Source organism: Gordonia sp. NPDC058843, assembly GCF_042743165.1.
Classification (GTDB): domain Bacteria; phylum Actinomycetota; class Actinomycetes; order Mycobacteriales; family Mycobacteriaceae; genus Gordonia.
On sequence record NZ_JBHYNC010000009.1, the window covers coordinates 21237 to 44548 of the forward strand.

Here is a 23312-nt window from a genome sequence, read left to right on the forward strand (position 1 = left end):
GTACCCACACAATCGGTCACCGTCCTTTTCACCGGACATCCCACATCAGAATCGACGAGGTCAAGCACATGGCAATGTCACGAGACGCGGTCCCTTCTGTGGCGGAAGCCAACTCGGCTGCGCGAGCGCAGCTACCCTTCCAGGACACGCGAGACCTGGAGGCCACCACACGTGGACTGGTAGCCGAACTCGATCCCCCCGTCGTCGCGGGCCGCGACGGAAGTCCGGTGTGGGATTGCGACGAGTTCTCCTTTCTGAACGACGATGCGCCCTCCACCGCGCACCCCAGCCTGTGGCGGCAGTCGAGCCTCGTTGCCCGACAAGGCCTTTTCGAGGTGACCGGACGGATCTACCAGATCCGCGGGCTGGACCTGTCGAACATGACCCTCGTCGAGGGGGACACCGGCGTCATCGTCATCGACCCGCTCATCTCCCAGGAGACCGCGGCCGCCGGACTCCGCCTCTATCGCGAGCACCGCGGCGACCGCCCGGTGACCGCGGTCATCTACACCCATTCACACATCGACCATTTCGGTGGCGTCAAGGGGGTCACCACGCAGGAGTCCGTCGATGCGGGTGAGTGCCTGGTCATCGCGCCGGTGGGCATGGTCGAGCACGCAGTCGCCGAAAACGTGTACGCGGGGACCGCGATGGCGCGGCGGGCCGCCTACATGTATGGCGCCGCGCTCCCGAGGGGTCCGCGGGGTGCCATCGGCGCCGGACTCGGTCAGTCCACGTCGACCGGAACGGCGACCTTGATCGCGCCCACCCTGGACGTCACCACCACCGGACAGACCGAGACCATCGACGGCGTCACCATCGAGTTCCAGTTGACCCCCGGCACCGAAGCCCCCGCCGAGATGAACTTCTACTTCCCGCAGATGCGCGCGCTCTGTATGGCCGAGAACGCCACCCACACCCTGCACAATCTGCTGACCTTGCGCGGCGCCCTGGTGCGCGATCCACATGTGTGGTCGAAATACCTTACCGAGGCGATCAACGATTTCGCCGCGCGCTCGGACGTGCTCTTCGCGTCCCATCACTGGCCGACGTGGGGAACCGCGGAGCTGACGGAGTTCCTCTCACTGCAGCGCGATCTCTACGGATACCTCCACGATCAGACACTGCGACAGCTCAACAAGGGCAGGACCGGCCTCGAGATCGCCGAAGACATCGAGTTACCACCCGCGCTGGCAAACGTCTGGCACACGCATGGCTACTACGGCTCGGTGAGCCACAACGTCAAGGCGATCTACCAGCGCTACATGGGCTGGTTCGACGGCAATCCCGCCCACCTCTGGGAGCATCCGCCGGTCGAATCGGCGACGCGGCACGTCGAGTTCATGGGCGGTTCTGACGAGGTCGTCCGAAAAGCCCGCCGGTCGTTCGACGACGGCGATTTCCGTTGGACGGCGCAGGTTCTGAACTACGTCATCTTCGCCGACCCCACGCACGAAGATGCCCGGAACCTGCAAGCGGACACATTCGAGCAGTTGGGCTATGGCTCCGAGAACGGCACCTGGCGCAATTTCTTCCTCATGGGGGCGTACGAGTTGCGCAACGGACCAGTCGGGACCCCCACCACGGCCGCAGCCGCCGACATCGTCGCCGCCATGTCGGTCGATCAGATCTTCGACGCCATCGCCCTGCGCGTGAACGGACCGGCGGCCTGGGACGCCCAGATCGTCCTCGACTGGCAGATCACCGACGTCGACCGGCGTCATCGGTCGGAGTTGCGCAACGGCCTCCTCGTGCACTTCGACGTGGATCATGCCGACGCCGACGACCGCGTGGCGGCAACGTTCACCCTGACGAAGCAGACCCTGCTGGCGCTACTCCTCGGGGTCGTGGACCTGGGCACCGCCGTCGCCGCCGGAGACGTCGCAGCCGAGGGCGATCTGGGCGCATTGAACGAACTCGCGGGTTACCTGGACGATCCCGACCCCGATTTCGCGATCGTGACACCCTAGCGCCCGGCCACGTCACGCCTGCTGCCCCGGTGGCGTCGGCCGGAGGTGACATCTATCGAACACACGTGCGAAACTGTGCGGGTGGGCATGAAGTGGATTGGCGGGGACAACGGCCAGCCACACCGGCCGGCGTTCGTTCGCGTCGGTCACAAGGCCGTGCTCATCGATCTCGGCGCTCTCTACCCCAACGCACCCCACTTCAGCGGCGAGTATCACCCCGACGGGCTACAGATCCGGTCTGTGCACCTCGGCGTCCTCACCGAATGGGGGCGGGACGAGTGGGGGGCCTGGTACGGCAAGGTCACCTACACGATCACCTCCAAGGACCGGCAGGAGAAGGTCACGCACTGGGTGCCGTCGTGGGCATTGCGCCCGGCCGGTGATCCCCCGCCCGGGCGACGGTGACCCTTCGAGGCTCGCTTCGCTCGCACCTCAGGGAGCAGAGCAACCCCCGCTTCGCTCGCACCTCAGGGAGCAGAGCTCCCGTCAGCGGATGAGCGGGTCGCGCGGCAACCCGAGGATCCGTTCGGCGATCTGGTTGCGGGTGATCTCCGACGTCCCGCCCGCGATCGACATCCCGCGGGCGCCGAGTATCAGCAGACCCGCCAGCTTGCCGGGGCCGGTGGAGAACGCGACGTCGGGTCCGAGTAGTTCCGCGGCGAGATGAGCGCGATCGCTGAGGTGTTCGGCGAGAAGCAGTTTCGTGACGTTGCCCTCGGGTCCGGGGGCCGCGCCCACCACCGACCGGGCGGCGCGGCGCAGATTCAGCAGCCGCAGCGCGTCTTCGACGGCGAGGAAGTCTCCGACCTTTGCTGCCGCTCCCTCCACCCGCTCCCCGTAGCCCGCGACGAGCGCCACCATCTGCTGCACGGCACCGTCGCTGCCCGGCGCACCGCCGCCGATACTGACCCGCTCGTTGCCGAGGGTCGCGCGCGCCACGGCCCAGCCGTCGTTGGGAGTCCCCACGACGTCGGCGTCGGGGACGAAGACGTCGGTGAAGAACACCTCGTTGAACTCGGACCCGCCGGTGATCTGGCGCAGTGGGCGCACCTCGACCCCGGGTGCCTTCATGTCGATCAGCACCGCGGTGATGCCTTTGTGTTTGGGGGCCTCCGGGTCGGTCCGGACCGTCGCCAGACCACGCCGGCACAGGTGCGCGCCGCTGGTCCACACCTTCTGGCCGTTGATGCGCCAGCCGCCGTCGACGCGCGTGGCCCTGGTGGTGACGGCCGCCGCGTCCGACCCCGCGCCCGGCTCGGAGAACAACTGACACCACACCTCGTCCCCTAGCAGGGCCGGCCGCACGAACCGGTCGATCTGGTCCTGCGTGCCCTGCTGGATGAGAGTGAGGATGACCCAGCCGGTGATGCTGTAGTCCGGGCGCTTCACACCCGCCGCAGCCATCTCCTCCTCGATGACGAGTTGTTCGACCGAGTCCGCCGCGCGTCCCCACGGCGTAGGCCAATGCGGCATGACGTAGCCGGTGTCGATCAGTCTCTCCCGTTGCCCGGACTCGTCGGCAGCGGCGATCTCGGCGATGTCGGCGCGCACGCGCGTCCGGAGTTCCTCGGCCTCGGGCGGAAGGTCCAGGCTGTTGGCACGGGTCACGCCGGCTGCGGAGAACTCGTACACGTCACGCGCCGGTCGCTGTCCGCCGAAGAACGCCTGCAGCACGGTGGCGCGGCGCAGCTGCAGGTGCGCGTCGTGCTCCCAGGTGAACCCGATGCCACCGTGCACCTGGATGTTCAGCTCCGCATTTCGCGTATACGTGGGCAGTGCCAGCGCCGCGGCTGACGCCGCCACCAGTCCGAAGGCGTCGGCCTCCTCGTCGGCCGCCCGTGCGGCATCCCACACCACCGCCGTGGCGGCCTCGGCACCCACGAGCATGTTCGCGCAGTGGTGTTTGACGGCCTGGAACGAGCCAATCGTCCGACCGAACTGCTCGCGCACCTTCGCGTAGGCCACCGCCGTGTCCAGCGCGTCCCGCGCACCGCCCACGGCTTCGGCCGAGACCAGCGTCCGGGTGAGGGCCAGCGCAGTGGCCGCGAGTCTCGGCAGACGGACGACGGCGGCATCGGACAGGGACACCCTGGCCGACCGCCGGGTCGGATCGAGGTCGGCCTGCGCGCCCACCTCGACACCCGTCTGCGACGACTCGACCACCAGCACGTCGTCGGCCGCGACGAGTATCAGCAGATCCGCGAGGGGGGCGCCGAGGACCGCGTCGACCTCGCCGGAGACCGTGCCGCCGGATTCGGCCAGTCCCGGAGCGAGCCCCACACCCGCGGTGATCGTGCCGTCGACGAGTGACCTCAGCCAGCGGGCTCGCGTCTCGTCGTCGGCATGGTTCAGGATCGCCGAGGCGATGACCGTCGGCAAGAACGGCCCCGGCGCCACCGCGCGACCGAATTCCTCTGTCACGACGACCAACTCAGCGATGCCGAAACCGGAACCGCCGTACTCCTCGGCGACGTGCAGGCCGAGCCACCCGAGGTCGGCGGTCTCCTGCCAGAAGGTGGGTCTGGTCTCCTCGGACGCGTCGAGACGCTCGCGCGCCTGCGCCCGCACCTTGCGGTCGACGATGAATTCGCGCACCACCGAGGCGAGTTCGACGTGGTCTTCGGTCAGGGCAATGCTCATGGCGACTCCCGGGATCGTCGGTCACCCGATCACACCATCTCCGCCCGTTCCGGGGTGGACGCTTGAGACAAACTCATCGAATACGTTCCCGACGCGCTCGCTGGACGACGGGGTCGGGGCCGGCCGATACCGCGCTGTGACGGAGAACTCCCTCCGATACCGCGTGATCCGGTTGATCGATACTTCGGATGGGTACTACCTGATCACACACAGGTGCTGGGAGGACTCCGCCACCTGCACACCGCTCAGACGCGCTCGGGTCCGTTCGGACCGGACGGACATATCGAGGACAACGACCCCTCCCCGACACCATCGGTTGCTCGAGATGCACCGTCAGCGCGATGAGTGTGCCGGTAGCAGACAGGAGCCGACATGGCCATCACTGACATCGCAGAGTATGCACATCTGTCCGACGCCGACATCGATTCGCTCGCTGCGGAATTGGACTCGATCCGGTCGGACGTCGAAGCCGATCGAGGGGCACGCGATGCCCGATACATCCATCGGACCGTCGCCCTGCAGCGGTCGCTGGAGATCGGCGGGCGCGTGGTCTTGCTCGGGTCCAGGTGGCGTCCGGCCTGGATCGTGGGGACCGGCCTGTTGGCGTGCTCGAAGATCATCGAGAACATGGAACTGGGCCACAACATCATGCACGGGCAGTGGGATTGGATGAACGATCCCGAACTGCACAGCACGAACTGGGAATGGGACCAGGTCGGGCCGTCCAGGCACTGGAAGCAGGCGCACAACTACTCCCATCACGTCTACACCAACATCGTCGGGATGGACGACGACATCGGTTTCGGCGTCATCCGCATGACACGGGACGTCCCGTGGCGGCCGGCCAACGCGCTGCAGCCGCTCGCCAACATCGTGCTGGCTCTGACCTTCGAGTGGGGTATCGCCCGGCACGACCTCGACTCGGTGAAGGCTCGCGAGGCCGCGACGGCGGTACCGGTCCCCGTGGGGCTCCCGGCCCCGTCCGCGCGGAGCGGTCGCGAGTTCTCCCACAAGATCGGTAGACAACTCGTCAAAGACTTCGTCGTCTTCCCCGCGCTGACCGGACCCGCGTTTCGCTCGACCATCACCGCGAACCTCACCGCGAACGTGCTCCGCAACCTGTGGGCCTACGTGGTGATCTTCTGCGGGCACTTTCCCGACGGCGCCGAGAAGTTCACCATGAGCGACTTCGCATCGGAGACCCGACCGCACTGGTACTTACGACAAATGTTGGGCAGCGCGAACTTTCGCGCCGGACCGATCATGGCGTTCATGAGCGGGAACCTGTGCTACCAGATCGAACACCACCTCTTCCCCGACCTGCCCAGCAACCGCTACCGTCAGATCTCGCGTCGTGTGCAGGCACTGTGCGAGCGCTACGACCTCCCCTACACCACCGGTTCTCTGGCACATCAGTACCTGCTCGCGCTTCGCACCATCCACAAACTCGCTCTCCCCGACCGATTCCTCCGTCGTTCATCGCACGACGCCCCGGAAACCGGTTCGGAGCAACGATTCCGCTCCTCGGTGCCGTTGGTGAACCGGTTGACTCCGAGGGCGGGCACACGCGTCGGACTTCGCACAGCCCTTGCGGAGGCGAGGAAGAGGTCGACCGGTCGCGGACGGATACCGACGCGGCAATCGTGGATCGTGGTCGCGCCGGACCAGGCAACAGCGTGTTGAGACTACGGTTGATCACATGAAGACGGCGCGGGGCCCACTGAGGAGCCCATGGTGAGCGCGCGCTCCCAATTGCGCAGCGATCTCGCCTCAGCGATGACCGGCGTGGGCGGAGGTCTCAAGGCCGCCGATCGGTTGTGCGCCGCCTGTGTCCGATTGCTTCCGGTCGACGGGGCTGCGGTGTCCATCATCACCAGCGGCACCACACGGGGCACCTTCGGATCGAGCAGCGAACTCAGCAGACGCATCGACGAGTTCCAGTTCACCTTCGGTGAAGGACCGTGCCTGGACGCCGTGGCCGCGCGCGGCCCGATCTTCGCCACCGACCTCGACGACCCCCACGAGCAGCGGTGGCCGGCGTTCACCCCGGCCGTGCTGGCCAGCGGCGTACGGGCCGTGTTCGCATTTCCCACCACGATCGCGACGATGTACTCCGGGGTGCTCGACCTCTACCGCACCACCCCGGGACCACTGAGTCCGTATGCGACCGATGGTGCGCTGTGGGCAGCCGAGCTCGCCGCGCTTCCCATGCTGGACCTGATGAGCACCGAAACAGACTGGGCGGCAGCGGCTGAAGGCGAAGGGGACGGAGACAGCTGGAGCGAGCTGGGGTCCCTGGAACGCGTCGAGGTCTACCAGGCGACGGGGATGATCATGAGCCAACTCGATCTGCCGCCTGCCGAGGCACTGGCCCGACTTCGAGCGCATGCCTTCATGAGCGGTCGCACCGCCAGCGACGTCGCCTGGGACATCGTCGAGCGTCGCCTTCGACTCGACAGCGACGACAGCAGCGGCAGCGACGACGACGGCCCGACGAACTCACCGAGGGGGCTACCGGGCCGATGAATCACAATCGCGAACACAAGGTCACCGAGGCGTTCGTGTCGATCGCCAACAACCTCGTCGGCGATTTCGACGTCATAGAGCTGCTCAACGACCTGACCAGCAACTGCGCCGACATCCTCGACATCGCCTCGGCCGGGCTGCTTCTCGCCGACGAGCGAGCCACCCTGCATGTGGTGGCAGCCTCATCCGAAGCCACCAGGGCCCTGGAGCTCTTCCAGCTCCAGCGCGCCCAGGGCCCCTGCCTGGACTGCTACCACAGCGGGGAACCCGTCAGCGCCGCGAACCTCGACGACCACCGTCACCGGTGGCCACAGTTCGTCGACGCCGCAGCTGCAGCCGGGATCGTGTCGGTACACGCTGTCCCGATGCGTCTGCACGATTTCGTCCTCGGCGCCCTCGGCCTGTTCGGCACCCGGGCCGGGGACCTCAGCGGCGGCGACCTCGATCTGGCACAAGCACTGGCCCATGTGGCCAGCATCGCGATCGTGCGCGGCGCGCCGAGCTCCGAGGACACCGCGCAGATCAGCGAACAGCTCAGCAGCACCCTCCACAGCCGAGCCGCACTCGAGCAGGCCAAGGGTTTTCTCGCCCACCGCGGAGACCTCGACATGGACCAGGCCTTCGACGCTTTGCGCAGCTACGCCCGCGACAACCAGCTACACCTGAGCGAGGTCGTGCGACAAGTGCTAACGCGCGTTCTGCCGGCCGAGCGGATTCTCCGGGAGATGGACCGAGTCGGCGACACACACCGACCCGGGCCGACCGAGTCACCCGGACCGCGCGTATGAGCGATACCGATCGCTTTCGCAGCGAGTTGCCTACGCTGGTGTTCGTGACGCCGGATGACCCTCGACCATGACCGCACCCGACGAGATGTCCGCCGTCGACGGTGCCGACGTCCACACGCACATCGCCCGCCTCGCCCGAGCCGTGCACGGGTCGGCCGAGGATGCCGTCACCCCACCAGACGTGCTCGATCACGTCACCGAGTCGGCGGTGCGTCTACTGGCCGCGGTCGATCACGCCGGAATCACCCTCGTGCACAAGCGCCACCGCACTCGACCCCCGGAGTTGGAGTCGACCGCCGAGACCGGACCGGTTGCGCGCACGTTCGACGCACTGCAACACGAGCACGGCCAGGGACCGTGTTTCGACGCGATCTGGCTCCAGCAGACCGTGATCATCGACGACGTCGACACCGAAGACCGGTGGCCGTCCTTCATCACCGCGGTACGCACCGACACCCCGATCCGGGCGTGCTTGTCGCTGCAGCTCTACGTGACCGACCTCGAGCTCGGAGCCCTCAACCTGTTCTCCGAGACCCCGCATGCCTTCGACCCGAACACCGAAGACCTCGCCACGATGCTGGCCACCCACGCGGCCATCGCCCTCGACACCGCCAAACGCGGCCAGCAGTTCCGCAGTGCGCTGGCCAGCCGCGACATCATCGGTCAGGCCAAGGGCATGATCATGGAACGCTACGACACCGATTCGCTGCAGGCCTTCGGAATCCTTCGCCAGCTCTCCCAGGACACCAACTGTCCGGTGTCCGAGGTCGCGGCCCGACTGGTCGACGCCGACCACCCCATCAAGTCCGACCGTTCGAACCGATCGCTCAAGTCCTAGGCACGCCGACGTCTGGCCACACATCGCCGACTCGACTATGCCTCTTCCGGGCGGGTCCCCTCGACGACCGGTCGCCCCGGGTCCGACGACCACTGCGAAAACGAACCCGGGAACAGCGTCGCGTCGATCCCCGCGATGGCGAGCGCCGCGATCTGGTGCGCCGCGTTGATCCCGGAGCCGCAGTAGACCACCACGCCGGGCCCCGCCGCCGAGTCGAGGCCGAAACCCGCGAAGCGGCGTCGTAGCTCATCGGCCGGACGGAAACGACCGGATGCGTCGACGTTGTCCGCCGTCGGCACACTGAGTGCGCCCGGTATGTGACCGGCGCGCGGATCGACGGGTTCGACATCGCCCCGATACCGTTCGGCGGCCCGGGCATCGAGCAGGTGTTCCGGCCCAGCCGCCACCTCGTCGATCGTCGCGACCGGCAGATGTCCGGCCGTGAGGGTCACCCTGCCGGGCCGCGGTCGGCCGCCGTCCCCCGTCGTTGTCCGCAGGCCCTCCGCACGCCACGCCGCGAGGCCGCCGTCGAGGAGTCGCACATCGGCGACTCCCGCCCAGCGCAGCAGCCACCAGGCCCGGGCGGCCGCGAGATTGCCGGAGTCGTCGTAGACCACCACCGGCACACCGTCATCGATCCCCCACCGCCGGGCCGCCTCCTGGAGGTCGGCGACGTCGGGCAGCGGGTGGCGGCCCCCGACCGGACCCGAGGGCGGGGCCGCCAGCTCGGAGTCGAGATCGACGTAGACCGCGCCGGGGATGTGACCCTCGCGATAGGCGCGCCGGCCGTCGAAGTCGCCCAGCTGCCAACGCACATCCAGCAGGACCGGCGGAGTCGCCAGCAGCGACTCGGCCAGCTCGAGTGGGGTGATGAGGACCTCGTTCATGGCGGCGAGGGTACCAACGGGAAGCGATGGCAGAATGGGGCAATCCGCCCGTGACCGGGCACCTGGCCAACCGCAGCCCTGTCGTCAACACCCTCAGGAGTCCATCCGTGGCGTTGTTTCCTGCCGTCGTCTTCGGACTCATCACCTTCTGGCTGCACCGGCGCATCGTCCGCGCAACCGCCCTTCCGCGGCCCTGGTCGATCGTCGCCGACGTCGCGCTGATCGTCCTGTGGGCGCTCGCCCTCATCGGCTTCGGCGCCGGACGTGTGCTCGACCCGTCGTGGGCGCGACCGATCGGCACCATCGGGCTGATCTGGCTCGCCGCCGTGTTCTACCTGTTCCTGGGACTCGCGGTGGTGGGCCTCGTTTCGTTCGCCGCGCACATCGTCCGCTCGATCCGGCGGCGGCGATCCGGGGTGCAGGACAATCCCTCGCTTGCGGCCCGTCGACTCAGCAAGCTCCGGGTCGCGACGGCCGCGGTCGTGGTCGTCGCGCTCGGGGTCACCGGGTACGGCGTCTTCGAGGCGTCTCGGCCACAGATCGTCGACGTCGACGCCACGTTCGCGAGCCTGCCGCCGCAGTTCGACGGGACGCGCATCGCGGTCATCTCCGACCTGCACGTCGGTCCCGCCCGCGACGCGTCGTTCACCCAGCGCGTCGTCGACGACGTCAACGAGCAGAAGCCCGATCTCGTCGTCCTCGTCGGCGACCTGACCGACGGCACCATCCCGAACGTCCGCGACACCCTCGAACCTCTTGCGGATCTGCAGGCGCCGCTGGGCGTCTTCGGCGTCAGCGGAAATCACGAGTACTACGCAGACGACGGCGGCCGCTGGCTCGACGTCTGGGAAGAACTCGGCGTGCGCACGTTGCGCAATGCACGGGTGCCCATCGAGGTCGACGGTGCGACCATCACCCTCGCGGGCATCCACGACGCCACCGCACCGGAACCGTACGAGCCGGATCTTCCGGCGGCCCTGGCGGGATCGTCCCCCGACGACTTCACCCTGCTACTCGCCCACCAGCCCAAGCAGGCGGTCGAGGCCTCCGACCTGGGCGTCGATCTGCAGCTGTCGGGGCATACGCACGGCGGACAGCTGTGGCCCATCCGCTACCTCGTCCGCGCCCAGCAGCCCACGATCACCGGGCTCGACAAGATCGGTGACACCGTCGTGTACACCACCCGCGGTGCCGGCGCGTGGGGACCGCCGGTGCGCGTGCTGACACCACCCGAGATCACGATCCTCACGCTGCGATCGGCACCCCCTGCGTCGTGAGGTGCGAGCCTCGAGCGTCATCCCCGCCCCCTGAAGAACGAGCCTGCGAGCGTCATCCCCGCCCCCTGAGGTGCGAGGAGCGTTAGCGACGAGCCACGAAGGGTCCTGGCGAGACGAGTTGCGAAGACCCTTCGTGACGCAGCCTCCGCAAGCTCCGGCTGCTCCTCAGGGAGCGATGGTTAGGCGGTTCTTTCGGATCAGGGAGCGGTAAGGCCGTTGATGTCCGACGGGTGGGTCGCCAGCGGGGTGACCTTGATCTTCATGTACGGGAAGAGCGGCAGACCCGACAGCAGGGTGTGCAGTTCGTCGTTCGACTCGACGTCGAAGATCGAGTAGTTCGAGTACTCCCCGACGATTCGCCAGATGTGCGGCCACTTGCCGGCGCGCTGTAGGTCCTGCGAGTACGCCTTCTCCCGGGCAACCGTGTCAGCGCGCACCGCGGGGTCGAGGTCGTCGGGGATCCCGACGTCCATCCGCACGTGAAAGAGCATTACTTCGCCGGGTCCAGGACGAAGTCGTAGGAGATGGTGAAGCCGCCCTGTCCGTCGTCTTGCGGGTCCAGCACCAGTTCGGGTTTGACCGCGCTGGCGACGTCGTCGTCGTTGTGCGGGTCACCCGGGAAGTACAGCTGTGCGGTGAGTTGCTCGTGGCCCGGCGCCGAGACCTTGAGGTGCAGGTGCGCGGGGCGCCACGGATGCCAGCCGGCCGCGGAGATCATCTTTCCGCACGAGCCGTCGGTCGGGATCATGTACGGCGCGGGCCGGATGGTGGTGATCTCGAAACGACCCTCGTCGTCGGCGGTGAAGCTGCCGCGCAGATTCCACTCCGGGATTCCGGGTGCGAACTGCGAGTAGAAGCCGTCGTCGTCGGCGTGCCAGAGTTCGACTGTGGCGCCGGCGAGGGCGGTGCCGTCACAGGACCGGACCTGACCGGTCCACACCAGCGGGTCACCGGTCTCGTCGTCGCGCATCGGGAGGGTGCCCTTGGCGCCGAGTTCCGGGGCGTCCGGGACGTAGTACGGCCCTTCGATGCTGCCCTTGTTGCCCTGGCGGTGCTCGGTCGCGACGTCCTCGACGACGTGCTCCACCCACACGTCGAGGAACAACGGCCACTCGCCGTCCTCGCCGACGTTGATGAGCCACGCCTTGAGGGCGTTGTACTCGTCGTAGGTGACCTTGTGCTCGCGGATGGTCTCGTGCACGCCTGCGAGGACCGCGTTGATGAGGGTCGCCACGCGCTCGGGCGGAGTGTCCTTGACTGCCTCGAACGGCGACTTGTCCGCGTGGAATCGCTCGGTCGCGGAGGCGCCGGACGCGGCCGCGGTGGCGACTTCCTGGGGATGCTCGGTGGTGGTCATGTCCTTCTCCTTGTTGCTCCGGTTCGTGGGGCTGCCACGAGACGTGTTGCGGGGTGGTGCATTCAGTTGTCGGTGCGGTATCGGTCGAGCTTGCCCGGATCGACCTCGAAGCCGATCCCGGGCGCGGTCGAACGGTGCAGGTGGCCGTCGCGGATCTGCAGCGGCTCGGTCAGCAGGTCGTCGGCCATGTCGAGGAAATTCGACAGCTCACCCGCGTAGCGCGAGGTCGATTCGAAGGCGCTGCCGAAGGCGAGGGTGCACGCCGTTCCGATCTGGCCGTCGATCTGGTTGCCCATGACGACCGGAACACCCAGACCCTCGGCGAGGTGGTGGATACGACGTGACGTGGTGAAACCCGAACGCGCGGTCTTGATGCTGATGGCGGTCGCCGACCGGCCGAGGATCTCGCGGGTGACGTCGGCCGGCGTGGGCACCGACTCATCGGCGATGAACGGGACCCCCAGCTGTTCGACGAGCCATCGGCGACCGAGCACATCCGCTGCATCACAGAGTTCTTCGGCGAAGAGCAGATCGAGGTCGGCCATCTCCCGCATGGCGCGCGCGGACTCGGCGGCCGTCCAGCCCCGGTTGCCGTCGACATACAGTTCGACATCACCGCCGAATCGCTCGCGCAGCGCGCGGACGACCGCGGTGTCGAGGGTGGCGGGGTGACGTCCGACCTTCACCTTGAAGGTGCGAATCCCGTAGACCTCGACCATCTTCTCGGCTTCGGCGACCATCGCGGCCGGCTCGGCGAAACCGAGCATGTGACTGACCCGCATCCGATCGGTGAAGCCGCCGAGCATGTCTCCGACCGGCAACCCCAGGAGCTTGCCCAGGGCATCCCAGATCGCCATGTCCACAGCGGATTTCGCAGTCGGGTTGCCGACCGTCCGAGCCATCCGCGCGGCGACGACCTCACGCTCCAGCAGGGTGAGGCCGACCACGGCGGGCGCGAAGATGCCGTTGATCACGGCGATGATGCCGTCCTGGGTCTCCCCGTAGGTGAACGGGCGCGGCGGCGCCTCGGCCACGCCGACCACGCCTGCGTCGGTGTGCACCCGAACCAGCACGTGGGTCGCGGCATGTACCTCACCGGACGCGAACTTCAACGGCTTCACATAGGGAATGGCGAACGGGATCGCCTCCACAGCGGTGATTTTCACGGTTTCTCTCCAGATCGAGCACCCCGACGGGCACTCACGGAACGATGGTCGGCGACCCGGGTGTCGCCCGGTTCGGCGACGAAGGTGGGATCGGTGCTGATGGCTTCATCCGGGGCGAAGGCGGCGGCGATGACGTCGGCGACTGCGGCGACGACCGGGTCGTCGGACCCCGACCTCCAGGCGAGGGCGACCTCGACGGTGTCGGCGTCGACGAGGTCGCGTACGACGAGTCCGTCCAGAGGTAACGAACGCACCGAGGCCGGGAGCAGGGAGACCCCCAGGCCCGCGGCGACCAGCGCCAGCAGCACCGCGGTACCCGACGCCTGATGGGCCCGATGGGGAACGAAACCAGCGGCGCGACAGGTGCGCATCGCGGCGTCGTTGACCGCCGAGTCCCGGCTGTCGTAGAGCACGAACGGCTCGTTGCGGAGGTCGGCGACCGAGACCACCGGCTCGACGGCCAGGCGGTGATCGACCGAGACCGCGAGAACCATCGGCTCGACATCGATCACCTTCGTCTCGATGTCCTCGCCGATCGCCGGCGGGCGGAGCACTCCGAGGTCGAGGGCACCGGCACGCAAGGCGTCGCACTGCCCCGGCGTGAGCATGTCGGACTGGATACGGAGATCCACGTCGGGCAACTCACGCTTGACGACCCGTGCGATACGCGGGAGGTGGGAGAAGGCGGCGATGCCGGTGATGCCGACCCGTACGAGGCCGCTACGGCCGGCGGCGATCCGGCGCACGCCGTCCACTGCTTCATCGACGCCGGCGAGGATGCGCCCGGCCTGGACCCTGAGGTACTGCCCGGCCGGGGTGAGCGACACCTGCCGGGTGGTCCGCGTGAACAGCGTGACGTCGAGCTCGGCTTCGAGTTGGCGGATGGCGTACGACAGCGCGGGTTGCGCCACGTGCAGCGACTCCGCCGCCTGCCCGAAGTGGCAGGTGTCGGCCACTGCGGCGAAGTACCGCAAGTGCCGTAGCTCCATGACCTACCTCGTCTCGTACCGATTGACCACCGCGGCTGTGACCGCGGACACGTCTCACGGTAAAGCGTCGATCCATACATGACAAAGACTCAATTTGCACCGATTGATCGATTTCGTTGATCAATCGGCCACTGGCCGGCGCAGCAGGGTCAACTAGGCCCCGGCCGCCGCGTAGACCGCGGTGCGGTCGGTGACCGGCGCGCCGGTCTTGGCCTCGACGATCCCCAGGTCGACGCCCGGCGCGAACTCCACGACGTCGAATCCCGTTCCGGCAATGTCGAACACACCGAGGTCGGTGATCACGCGGCTCACCACGGCGCGGCCGGTCAACGGGAGCGCGCAGCCCTCGAGCAGCTTGGGTTCACCTTGTTTGGTGACATGGTCCATCAGCACGATGACCCGGCCTGCGCCGTTGACGAGGTCCATGGCGCCACCGATGCCCTTGACGAGCGCACCCGGCACCATCCAGTTGGCCAGGTCGCCGTTCATCGCGACCTGCATGCCACCGAGGACCGCGACGTCGACGTGTCCGCCGCGGATCATCGCGAAGCTGGTGGCCGAATCGAAGTACGACGCCCCGGGCAACACCGACACGGTCTGCTTGCCCGCGTTGATGAGGTCGGGGTCGACCTCGTCGTCGTAGGGAAACGGTCCGACGCCGAGGATGCCGTTCTCGGCGTGGAGGTGGACACCGGAGTTGTCGGGCATCAGGTCGGGAATCATGGTGGGCAGCCCGATTCCCAGGTTGACGTAGTCACCGGGGGTGAGTTCGCGGGCGGCGCGAGCGGCCATCTCGGTACGGGTCCAGGTCATCTCGACACTCCTAGGCTGACGGCGATGCGGTGGGACGTTGACGGACGGTGCGCTTCTCGATCCCCTTGCGCGCGACCTGCTCCGGGGCGAGTTCGACGATCCGCTGCACGAAGATGCCGGGCAGATGGATCTCGTCGGGCCCGAGTTCGCCGACCTCGACCACCTTCTCCGCCTCGACGATCGTGGTACGCCCGGCCATCGCCGCCGGCGGGTTGAAATTGCGCGCCGCAGCGTGGAATCGGCAGTTGCCGTCCGTGTCGACGACCGCGGCCCGGATGAGTGCGTAGTCGGTGACGATCGACTCCTCGAGGACCATCTGCCGGCCGTGGAAGGTCCGAACCTCCTTGGGCGGCGACGCCTCCGCGATGGTGCCGTCGGAGTGGTACCGCCAGGGAAGTCCACCCTCGGCGACGAGCGTGCCGACCCCGGTGGGGGTGAAGAATGCACCGATCCCGCTTCCACCGGCGCGCATGCGTTCGGCGAGGGTGCCCTGGGGAGTGAGTTCGACGGTCACCTCGCCGGACAGGAACTGGCGCCCGAACTCCTTGTTCTCACCGATGTAGGACGCCACGACCCGGTCGATGCGACGGGCCTCCAACAGCAGTCCCAGTCCCGCGCCGTCGGCTCCACAATTGTTGGAGACGATCGTCAGGTTCGCCGCGCCCTGCTCGAGGAGCGCGTCGATGAGGAAACCGGGGATACCGGCGAGGCCGAAGCCGCCGACCGCGATACTCGCGCCGTCGGGGATGTCGGCGACCGCCTCGGCCGCCGACGCCGCGAGCTTGATCGGGCCGCCGGGACGGTCGACCGTCGCCGTGGCGGCACTGTCGCGAGTGCTCATTGCTGCTCCAGGTGTTCGATGAGTGCGGGTGTGATGATGTCGGCCTGCTCCGCGTTGGCGAGGTGGGCCGCACCCGGGACCACGAGCAGTCGGCCGTGCGGCACCGCAGTGACGATGTCGCGCAACAGATCCGGCGGGGTGGCGGGGTCATCGGCGCCCGCGATCGCCAGCGTCGTCGCGGCGATCGACGACAGGTCGGGCCGCTGATCCATCGCGGCGATCGCCTCGCAGCACGCCGCGTACCCCTCGGCGGGGGTGGCGGCGACCATCGCCTCGTACGCCTGACGCGCCTCGGTGTTCGCGTCGAGGTATGCGGGCGTGAACCAGCGCTGGACCACGGCCGCGGCGACCGCCGAGGTTCCGTCGGCGCGCACGAGTGCGGCGCGGACCGTCCAGCCCTGTGCCGGAGCCAGATACGCCGCAGTGCAGAGCAGAGCCAGTCGATCCACGCGCTCGGGATTCCGTGCGGCGACGCGCATCATCGTCATCCCGCCGAGTGAGAGACCGACGAGGTGTGCGCGTTCGATGTCGAACCGGTCCAGCAGCGCGATCACGTCGTCGGCCAGTTCGTCGATCGTGTACGGGCCCTGCGGAACCGGAGATTCACCATGCCCGCGGGTGTCGTAGCGCACGACCCGGAACCGCGATTCGAGCGCCGCTACCTGCGCGTCCCACATACGGTGCGTCGACCCCAGCGAGTTGGACAACACGACCGCCGGTCCATCGGCCCGTCCGCTGACCACGGCGTGGACCTGCTCGCTCATCGGATCGCCTCGAAGATCGCGGCGAGTCCCTGTCCGCCACCGATGCACATCGTCTCCAGGACGTACCGGGAGTCGCGACGGCTCGCTTCGTACGCCGCAGTGGCGAGGATGCGGGCGCCGGTGGCGCCGATGGGATGACCCAGCGAGATGCCGGACCCGTTGGGGTTGAGCCGTTCGTCGGTCGGGTCGACCTTCCACTCCGTCAGGCAGGCGAGCACCTGGGCGGCGAAGGCTTCGTTGAGTTCGATGAGGTCGATCTCGTCCAGCGTGAGGCCGGCGCGGCCGAGTGCGGCGGCAGTGGCACCGACCGGACCGATGCCCATCACCTCGGGCTCACAACCGGTGACGGCCCAGGAGCGCAGTGCGAGAAGGGGTTCGAGTCCGCGACGCTCAGCCTCTGCGCGCGTGGTGACCACGGCCATGGCCGCTCCGTCGTTCTGGCCCGATGCGTTTCCGGCCGTGACCGTCGACTCGGCGTCGACCTTGAGGCGGATGGGACGCAGGGCGCCGAGCGCTTCGGCGGTGGCATCGGCGCGAGGGTGCTCGTCGCGGTCGACGACGGTGTCGGGTCGGCCGCGTCGGCCCGGGATGGTGACGGGCACCAGTTCGTCGGCGAAGCGACCACTGTCATGCGCCGCGATCGCCCGCTCGTGGGAACGGGCCGCGAACTCGTCCTGTTCGGTCCGCGAGATGCCGTACCGCGCACGGAGGTTCTCGGCGGTCTCGATCATCCCGCCCGGAACCGGGTGCGACTGGCCGCCCGCGGTCAGACGCCCGCGGTCGAGGCGATCACGGAGTTCGACGCCGCCCTGCTTGATCCCCGACCGCAGACCCAGTGCGTAGTGCTCGACGGTCGACATCGACTCCGCGCCACCGGCGACGACGAGGCGGGCACCACCCGTGGCGACGGCCGCGGCCCCGGTCAGGATCGCCTGCAATCCGGATCCACAGCGACGGTCGATCTGCATCCCCGGTACTCCGACACCGAGACCGGCGTCCAGGGCCGCGATCCGGCCGAGCGCCGGTGACTCACCATTGGCGTAGCCCTGCCCGAGGATCACGTCGTCGACGTCGCCCTCCCCGAGTCCGGTGCGTTCCGCGAGCTCGCGCAGGAGGTCGGTGGCCAGGCGGGTGACGGGGACCGTCGACAGCGCGCCACCCATGCGCCCGACCGGGGTGCGCAGCGGAGAACAGACGACGACGTCGGTACCCGCGGCCGTGCTGGAAGAAGCCATGCGTCCACCCTAGGGACCAGGGTCGATATGGAGAAGTATCCATATCGGCGCGTTTGATATGCAGCAGATATCAAACACCTACACTGGCGGCATGGAACTGCGACACCTGCGGTACTTCCGCGCCGTCGCCGAGGAGCTGCACTTCGGCCGGGCCGCCCAGCGCCTCCACATGGCCCAGCCACCGCTGTCTCAACAGATCCGCCAACTCGAGGATGAGCTGGGTGTCGCGCTGCTGGTCCGGTCGACGCGGCGCGTCGAACTGACCCCGGCGGGCGCGGATTACCTGCAGCGAGCCGTCGCGATCCTGAACTCGGTCGACGCCGCATCCCGGCAGGCGCAGCGGATCGCCGACGGGCGTCAGGGCAACCTCGCGATCGGCTGCGTGGGTTCGGCCACCTACTCGCTGCTGCCCGCGCTGGTACGCGCACTGAGCGACGAACTGCCGGATGTGGACGTCAGCGTTCGCGGCGAGATGCTGGCGCCCGCCCAGATCGCCGCGCTCGCATCGGGGGACATCGACCTCGCGTTGCTGCGCATGCCGATCGACACGAGCGGACTCCAGGTCGAATCGATCCGCAGCGACCGCCTCATCGTGGCACTGCCCCACGACCATCCGCTCGCCCACGGTGCACCGGATGCGACCGTCGACCTCGCACTGCTGGGCGGTGACGACTTCATCGTGCACGCGGGCGGCGGGAAGTCGATCATGCACGGGGTCCTGTCGGCGGCCGCCGGACGCGCGGGATTCGTCCCGCGCATCCGGCACGAGGTCGAGGAGACGTCGACCCTCGTGACACTGGTCGCCGCCGGGGTGGGGGTCGCCCTGGTTCCCGAACCCACCTCGGCGCTCGGGGTACCCGGCGTCGTCTACCGGCCGCTGGACACCAACGACGAGGTCGAACTGGCCGTCGCGTTCCCGGACGGGCGCCGGACCCCGCTCGTCGACCGGGCCCTCACCGTGCTGCGGAGGGTTTCGACGAGCTCAACCGGCAGATAGGTGGGCTCAACCGGCAGATAGGTGGGCTCAACCGGCGGAGCAAGCGCGCTCAGCGGTGCGTGAAGTTCGGGTCCCGCTTCTCGACGAAGGCAGCCATGCCCTCGGTCTGATCGTCGGTGGCGAACGTGGAGTAGAACAGCGCGCGCTCGGCGCGGACGCCCTCGACCAGGCTCGACTCGAAGGCGCGATTGACCGCGTCCTTGGCGGCAGCGGCGGCGATCAGCGACTTCGAGGCGATGACCTCGGCGACCTCGATGGCCGCGGCGCGACAATCCTCCTTGGGAACGACCCGCGACACGAGACCGAGGCGTTCGGCCTCGTCGACCTTCATCTGCCGGCCGGTCAGCACCATGTCCATCGCCTTCGCCTTGCCGACGGCGCGGGTGAGACGCTGCGAACCGCCGATGCCGGGGATGACGCCGAGGTTGATCTCGGGCTGACCGAAGACGGCGTTGTCGCCGGCGATGATGGTGTCGCACAACATCGCGAGCTCACAACCGCCGCCGAGCGCATAACCGGTGACCGCGGCGATGATCGGCGTGCGCGCCTGCGACAGCTCATCCCAGGCGCCGAAGAACTGCTCGTTCACCACATCCGCGTAGGACTTCGACGACATCTCCTTGATGTCCGCACCCGCGGCGAACGCCTTCTCCGAACCGGTGATCACGATGGCGCCGATACCCTGATCGACGTCGAACTCCCGGACGGCACCGACCACTTCGTTCATCAGCTCGGTGTTGAGAGCGTTCAGTGCTTTCGGGCGGTTGAGGGTGACGATGCCCACCCGGCCGCTGGTCTCGACGATGATGGTCTGGTATTCGGTCACAGTGAGTCCTCTTTCGATTCGATGACGGCGCAGGACGGTACGGGCCGCGGTGGTACGGGCGGGATGCTACGGGCTGATCCCGGACGCGGGGAAGGCCCGGCGCTCGTGCCGGGGGTCGCCGCGGTCAGGCGTTGGGAAACGTGAGGTCATCGGGTAGCGGCGCGAAAAAAGCGTCCACGGTGTCCTCGGAGAACGCGGCCCAGCTCGGATTGCGGTCCTTGTCGATGACCTGGGCGCGGATGCCCTCGGCCATGTCGGGATGCAGCAGGCAGCGCACCGAGACGCGGAATTCGCGGACGAGCGTGTCCTCGAGGGTCGCGTCGCCGGCCGCCTCGCGCAGCGATCGCAGCGTGACCGCCAGTGCGGTCGGGCTCTTCGCGGCGATAGCGTCGGCCGTCTTGTCGGCGAAGGGTGAGCCCACCGCGCGGCATCGTTCGATGATCTCCGAGACGGACTCGGCCGCAAACGCTTCCGCGATCCACCCACGCTGTTCGGCGAGTTCGGATGCGGGCGCGTCGACGGCATGGGCAGCCAGGGCCGCCTCGACTCCCGACTCGGCGATCGCGGCGAGGAACGCCGGAAGGGACTCCGACGGGACGAAATGGTCTGCCAGGCCCATCGCGATGGCGTCGGCACCGCGCAGATGGCCTGCGGTGAGACCGGCGTAGGTTCCGAGTCCGTCCGGTACCCGCGAGAGCAGATGCGTGCCACCGACATCGGGCACGAACCCGATGCCCACCTCCGGCATCGCAAGCTTGGTGCGATCGGTCACGATGCGGATCTCACCATGCGCGGACGCCCCGACACCGCCGCCCATCACAATGCCGTCCATGATCGCCACATACGGCTTGGGGTAGCCGGAGATCAACGCGTTCAGCCGGTACTCGTCGAACCAGAACTTCGCCGACGGCGACTGCTCGGCATCGAGGTCGGTCGACTCGGGATCGCCACTCAGCGCGGACGCATCGCGATGGATGGCGACGATGTCGCCGCCCGCGCACAGCCCTCGCTCACCGGCCCCGGAGAGAACGACGACCTCGACCGTGTCGTCGGCCGCCCAGGCCGCGAGATGCTCGGCCATCGAACCGACCATCTCGTGATCGATGGCGTTGATGGACTTCGGACGGTTCAGGATCAGCGATCGCGCCGATCCGTTCTCCTCCGTCAGGACCGATGGTTCGGACACGGGCGAACTCCTCTCCACACCGACATGCTCGTCAGATGGTTGCATATCCTAGTAACCCGGGTCCAGTCCCAAGTCAAGTTCGGCCCCAGGCAGGTTTGGCCCGAGTCAGGTCAGGTTAGGGTTACCTCATGGGCTATTCCAGAGCACGAGTTGTCGACGTCGCCGACCTGACGCCCAATCTGCGTCGCATCGTCTTCCACGTGACAGATCTGCCAGGACTCGGCTTGCCCGGCGGCGCCGACGAAGCCGTGGGCATCTACTTCCCGCACGAAGGCGAGCGTGTCACACCGGATATGGAATGTCGCGACGGCACGTGGGCCTACTACGACATCGAACCCGCGCCCGACGGCCGGAACTACTCGATCCGTTCGGTCGACCACTCCGCCGGAACGATGGTCGTCGACTTCGTCATCCACGCCGCAGGTCCCGCGACGCTGTGGGCGCAGCGCGCCGAGGCCGGGCACGACGTGGTGATGACGCACGCGCGTAGCTGGTACGCGCCACCCGCCGGCGTCGAACGCCTGATCCTCGCCGCCGATCTCGCCGGGCTCCCCGCCCTGGCGCGCATCCTCGACGAACTGCCGTCGACCGACGGGGTCACTGCCGTGGTCGAGGTTCCGGCACCGACCGAACTCTCCTACCTACCCGAGTGCGACGTCGACCTGATCACGCTGGTCGGCGGGAACTCCCGCACGCCGAGCCGACTCGCCGACACGGTCTGCGGGCTCTCGCTGCCCACCTCGGGCGCGTACTGCTGGTTCGCCGGCGAGGCTGCGGAGTCGCGCGCGGTGCGCAAGCACCTGCGCGGGAACCTTCGCTGGGACCGCCGGTCCTACGACGTCATCGGCTACTGGCGCGTCGACGCCGAACGCTGGACGCGGGCCTACGCCCGACACGGCGCCGAGCTGTTCGCCGTCTACCGCGAGGCGCTCGCCGACGGCAAGAGCGAGAAGCAGGCCTCGGAGGAGTTCGACGAGGCGCTCGAACGGGCGGGACTGTAGGGACGCGCAGACGGGGCCGGTTACGAGCGCCCGTCGAGCAGTGCCCTCAGTTCGCCGAGACTCGCGTCGTACAGTTCCTCGACACTCCGGACCACCGCCGGATCCGCCACGAGGGTCGCGTCCCAGGTGATCAACGCGCCGTCGCCGTCATGGTGCGGCGCCACCGACAATCTGGACTCGTACTCCTCGAGCGGGATCGGTCCGTCGAGATAGGTGTAGGAGTAGGTCCGCTCGGCGTCACTGTGCGTCAGGATTCTCTCGCGCGCCTCCTCGCCGCCGTCGAAGGTGGCGACACGGACCTGCCCCTCCATCCGGGTAGCGGAGATCGCCGGCACCCACCTGTGTACCCCCGCGACGTCGCCGACGACCCGCCAGGCGTCCTCTGCTGACGCCGCCACGGTGATGGCCTTGTTGATCTGGGACATGGTTTCTCCTTCGTCGGGGACCAGGAGGTGATCCGCCAGGTCGTTCAACTCGGCGTCGGTCACGCCGATCCTCGTCAGATACTCACGCGCGCCTCCGTGTTCGAGATCCACCCAGGACAGAAATCTCAGGATGGTCGCCGGGTCCGAGGTGTATGCCTCGGGTGGATAGACGTCCACCGCGTTGCCGTAGCTCTCCATCTGGCGGAGTCTGCGCATCATCGTCGTGACGTCGCCGGACCTGCGCGCATAGTCCTGCGCGATGTCGGCGCGCAGGATTCCGATGGCATCCAGCATGATCGCGACGGCGACCCCTGTTCGGTCCTTGCCCACTGTGCAATGCACCAGGGCGGGAAGCGCATCCGGCTCGACCAGCCTGCCGACGAGGCGCCGGAAGGGCACTTCGGCCGTCAGGTAGATCAGATAGGTGTTGACGAGCGGGTCGGAGCCCGGCATCGGTGCGACTGCCGAACCCGTCGACACCGTCGGGCGCACGGCGAAGGGGATGTTCACGATCTGCACTCCGGCCCCGGTGAATCCGCCGCTGCCCTCTCGCTGCGCCTCGTCTGCGAGCCGTAGGTCGACGATGCTCGCGAGACCGAGCTCCTCGACGAACGCCCTCGCATCCACCTGATCAACAAACTGCGGTGTGGCGCTGCGGAACAGGGTCCGGCCCGCCATTCGTCGCCCGTCTGTTGTCCGGAGTCCGGCCACCGGGCGGAATCCGAGCAGGCCCGCGGGGCCGGCATCCTGGAATGTCCTGGTCATGCGCTCTCCTCGGCTCGGGTC

At 68.1% G+C, this 23312-nt stretch carries 22 protein-coding genes; 9 read left to right on the forward strand and 13 right to left on the reverse strand.

Translation table 11 applies throughout. The features are described 5' to 3' along the window. The first annotated feature begins 68 nt into the window (after positions 1 to 68). Positions 69 to 1970, forward strand: a complete 1902-nt coding sequence (locus tag ACFW3F_RS08885) for an alkyl/aryl-sulfatase (protein ID WP_388056374.1) — start codon at positions 69 to 71, stop codon at positions 1968 to 1970. A gap of 87 nt (positions 1971 to 2057) precedes the next feature. Further along, entirely contained in the window at positions 2058 to 2375 is a 318-nt protein-coding gene (locus ACFW3F_RS08890; RefSeq protein WP_086534062.1) for a hypothetical protein, read from the forward strand. 81 nt (positions 2376 to 2456) lie between these two features. Here the strand turns inward: ACFW3F_RS08890 and ACFW3F_RS08895 are convergent, their stop codons facing one another. Next, positions 2457 to 4610, reverse strand: a complete 2154-nt coding sequence (locus ACFW3F_RS08895) for an acyl-CoA dehydrogenase (RefSeq protein ID WP_388056375.1) — start codon at positions 4608 to 4610, stop codon at positions 2457 to 2459. A 372-nt stretch (positions 4611 to 4982) separates the two neighbouring features. On the opposite strand from ACFW3F_RS08895, the gene ACFW3F_RS08900 reads away from it, so the two are divergent. The 4 genes from ACFW3F_RS08900 to ACFW3F_RS08915 all read left to right on the forward strand — a co-directional run bounded on the left by ACFW3F_RS08900 (position 4983) and on the right by ACFW3F_RS08915 (position 8762). Beyond that, positions 4983 to 6293, forward strand: coding sequence for a fatty acid desaturase family protein (locus ACFW3F_RS08900; RefSeq protein WP_388056376.1), 1311 nt, complete (start codon positions 4983 to 4985; stop codon positions 6291 to 6293). 51 nt (positions 6294 to 6344) lie between these two features. Next, complete coding sequence (locus ACFW3F_RS08905) at positions 6345 to 7136, forward strand: GAF and ANTAR domain-containing protein (RefSeq protein WP_388056377.1); 792 nt, start codon at positions 6345 to 6347, stop codon at positions 7134 to 7136. Then, positions 7133 to 7924: a GAF and ANTAR domain-containing protein gene (locus tag ACFW3F_RS08910; protein ID WP_388056378.1), complete on the forward strand. Its 792-nt coding sequence runs from the start codon at positions 7133 to 7135 to the stop codon at positions 7922 to 7924. The genes ACFW3F_RS08905 and ACFW3F_RS08910 overlap by 4 nt, the downstream gene beginning before the upstream one ends. A 67-nt stretch (positions 7925 to 7991) precedes the next feature. Next, the gene (locus ACFW3F_RS08915) at positions 7992 to 8762 is read left to right on the forward strand and encodes a GAF and ANTAR domain-containing protein (RefSeq protein WP_388056379.1); all 771 of its coding nucleotides are present in this window, start codon (positions 7992 to 7994) and stop codon (positions 8760 to 8762) included. Positions 8763 to 8797: 35 nt separating this feature from the next. Here ACFW3F_RS08915 and ACFW3F_RS08920 read toward each other — a convergent pair whose 3' ends face one another. After that, positions 8798 to 9649 (reverse strand): sulfurtransferase, encoded by an 852-nt coding sequence (locus tag ACFW3F_RS08920; RefSeq protein WP_388056380.1) that lies wholly within the window; start codon positions 9647 to 9649, stop codon positions 8798 to 8800. A 107-nt stretch (positions 9650 to 9756) separates the two neighbouring features. On the opposite strand from ACFW3F_RS08920, the gene ACFW3F_RS08925 reads away from it, so the two are divergent. Beyond that, positions 9757 to 10926, forward strand: coding sequence for a metallophosphoesterase (locus tag ACFW3F_RS08925; protein WP_388056382.1), 1170 nt, complete (start codon positions 9757 to 9759; stop codon positions 10924 to 10926). 197 nt (positions 10927 to 11123) lie between these two features. Here the strand turns inward: ACFW3F_RS08925 and catC are convergent, their stop codons facing one another. From catC to ACFW3F_RS08965, 8 genes are all read right to left on the reverse strand, one after another. Next, positions 11124 to 11417: a muconolactone Delta-isomerase gene (catC, locus tag ACFW3F_RS08930; protein ID WP_388056384.1), complete on the reverse strand. Its 294-nt coding sequence runs from the start codon at positions 11415 to 11417 to the stop codon at positions 11124 to 11126. Beyond that, the gene (gene catA, locus ACFW3F_RS08935; protein ID WP_388056385.1) at positions 11417 to 12283 is read right to left on the reverse strand and encodes a catechol 1,2-dioxygenase; all 867 of its coding nucleotides are present in this window, start codon (positions 12281 to 12283) and stop codon (positions 11417 to 11419) included. The genes catC and catA overlap by 1 nt, the downstream gene beginning before the upstream one ends. A 62-nt stretch (positions 12284 to 12345) precedes the next feature. Continuing rightward, positions 12346 to 13449 carry a mandelate racemase/muconate lactonizing enzyme family protein gene (locus ACFW3F_RS08940; RefSeq protein WP_388056387.1) on the reverse strand — a complete coding sequence of 368 codons (1104 nt, stop codon included), beginning with the start codon at positions 13447 to 13449 and terminating at the stop codon, positions 12346 to 12348. Continuing rightward, positions 13446 to 14438, reverse strand: a complete 993-nt coding sequence (locus tag ACFW3F_RS08945) for a LysR family transcriptional regulator (protein ID WP_388056389.1) — start codon at positions 14436 to 14438, stop codon at positions 13446 to 13448. Before ACFW3F_RS08945 ends, ACFW3F_RS08940 begins: the two co-directional genes overlap by 4 nt. Before the next feature lie 153 nt (positions 14439 to 14591). After that, positions 14592 to 15251 (reverse strand): 3-oxoacid CoA-transferase subunit B, encoded by a 660-nt coding sequence (locus tag ACFW3F_RS08950; protein WP_388056391.1) that lies wholly within the window; start codon positions 15249 to 15251, stop codon positions 14592 to 14594. 10 nt (positions 15252 to 15261) lie between these two features. Then, positions 15262 to 16092, reverse strand: coding sequence for a CoA transferase subunit A (locus ACFW3F_RS08955; RefSeq protein WP_388056393.1), 831 nt, complete (start codon positions 16090 to 16092; stop codon positions 15262 to 15264). Then, positions 16089 to 16856, reverse strand: coding sequence for a 3-oxoadipate enol-lactonase (pcaD, locus tag ACFW3F_RS08960; RefSeq protein WP_388056395.1), 768 nt, complete (start codon positions 16854 to 16856; stop codon positions 16089 to 16091). The genes ACFW3F_RS08955 and pcaD overlap by 4 nt, the downstream gene beginning before the upstream one ends. Further along, positions 16853 to 18091 carry an acetyl-CoA C-acetyltransferase gene (locus ACFW3F_RS08965; RefSeq protein WP_388056397.1) on the reverse strand — a complete coding sequence of 413 codons (1239 nt, stop codon included), beginning with the start codon at positions 18089 to 18091 and terminating at the stop codon, positions 16853 to 16855. Before ACFW3F_RS08965 ends, pcaD begins: the two co-directional genes overlap by 4 nt. 91 nt (positions 18092 to 18182) lie before the next feature. Between ACFW3F_RS08965 and ACFW3F_RS08970 the strand changes: the two genes are divergently transcribed. Next, a complete protein-coding gene (locus ACFW3F_RS08970; protein ID WP_388056399.1) occupies positions 18183 to 19088 on the forward strand; it encodes a LysR substrate-binding domain-containing protein in 906 nt (301 codons plus the stop codon). A gap of 49 nt (positions 19089 to 19137) precedes the next feature. Here the strand turns inward: ACFW3F_RS08970 and ACFW3F_RS08975 are convergent, their stop codons facing one another. After that, positions 19138 to 19914 (reverse strand): enoyl-CoA hydratase, encoded by a 777-nt coding sequence (locus ACFW3F_RS08975; RefSeq protein WP_388056401.1) that lies wholly within the window; start codon positions 19912 to 19914, stop codon positions 19138 to 19140. 124 nt (positions 19915 to 20038) lie between these two features. After that, positions 20039 to 21145 carry an enoyl-CoA hydratase/isomerase family protein gene (locus ACFW3F_RS08980; RefSeq protein ID WP_388056403.1) on the reverse strand — a complete coding sequence of 369 codons (1107 nt, stop codon included), beginning with the start codon at positions 21143 to 21145 and terminating at the stop codon, positions 20039 to 20041. Positions 21146 to 21228: 83 nt separating this feature from the next. On the opposite strand from ACFW3F_RS08980, the gene ACFW3F_RS08985 reads away from it, so the two are divergent. Beyond that, positions 21229 to 22101: a siderophore-interacting protein gene (locus ACFW3F_RS08985; protein WP_388056405.1), complete on the forward strand. Its 873-nt coding sequence runs from the start codon at positions 21229 to 21231 to the stop codon at positions 22099 to 22101. 20 nt (positions 22102 to 22121) lie between these two features. Here the strand turns inward: ACFW3F_RS08985 and ACFW3F_RS08990 are convergent, their stop codons facing one another. Continuing rightward, on the reverse strand, positions 22122 to 23291 hold the full coding sequence (locus tag ACFW3F_RS08990) for a tyrosine-protein phosphatase (RefSeq protein WP_388056407.1): 1170 nt from the start codon (positions 23289 to 23291) through the stop codon (positions 22122 to 22124). Between the last annotated feature and the right edge of the window lie 21 nt (positions 23292 to 23312).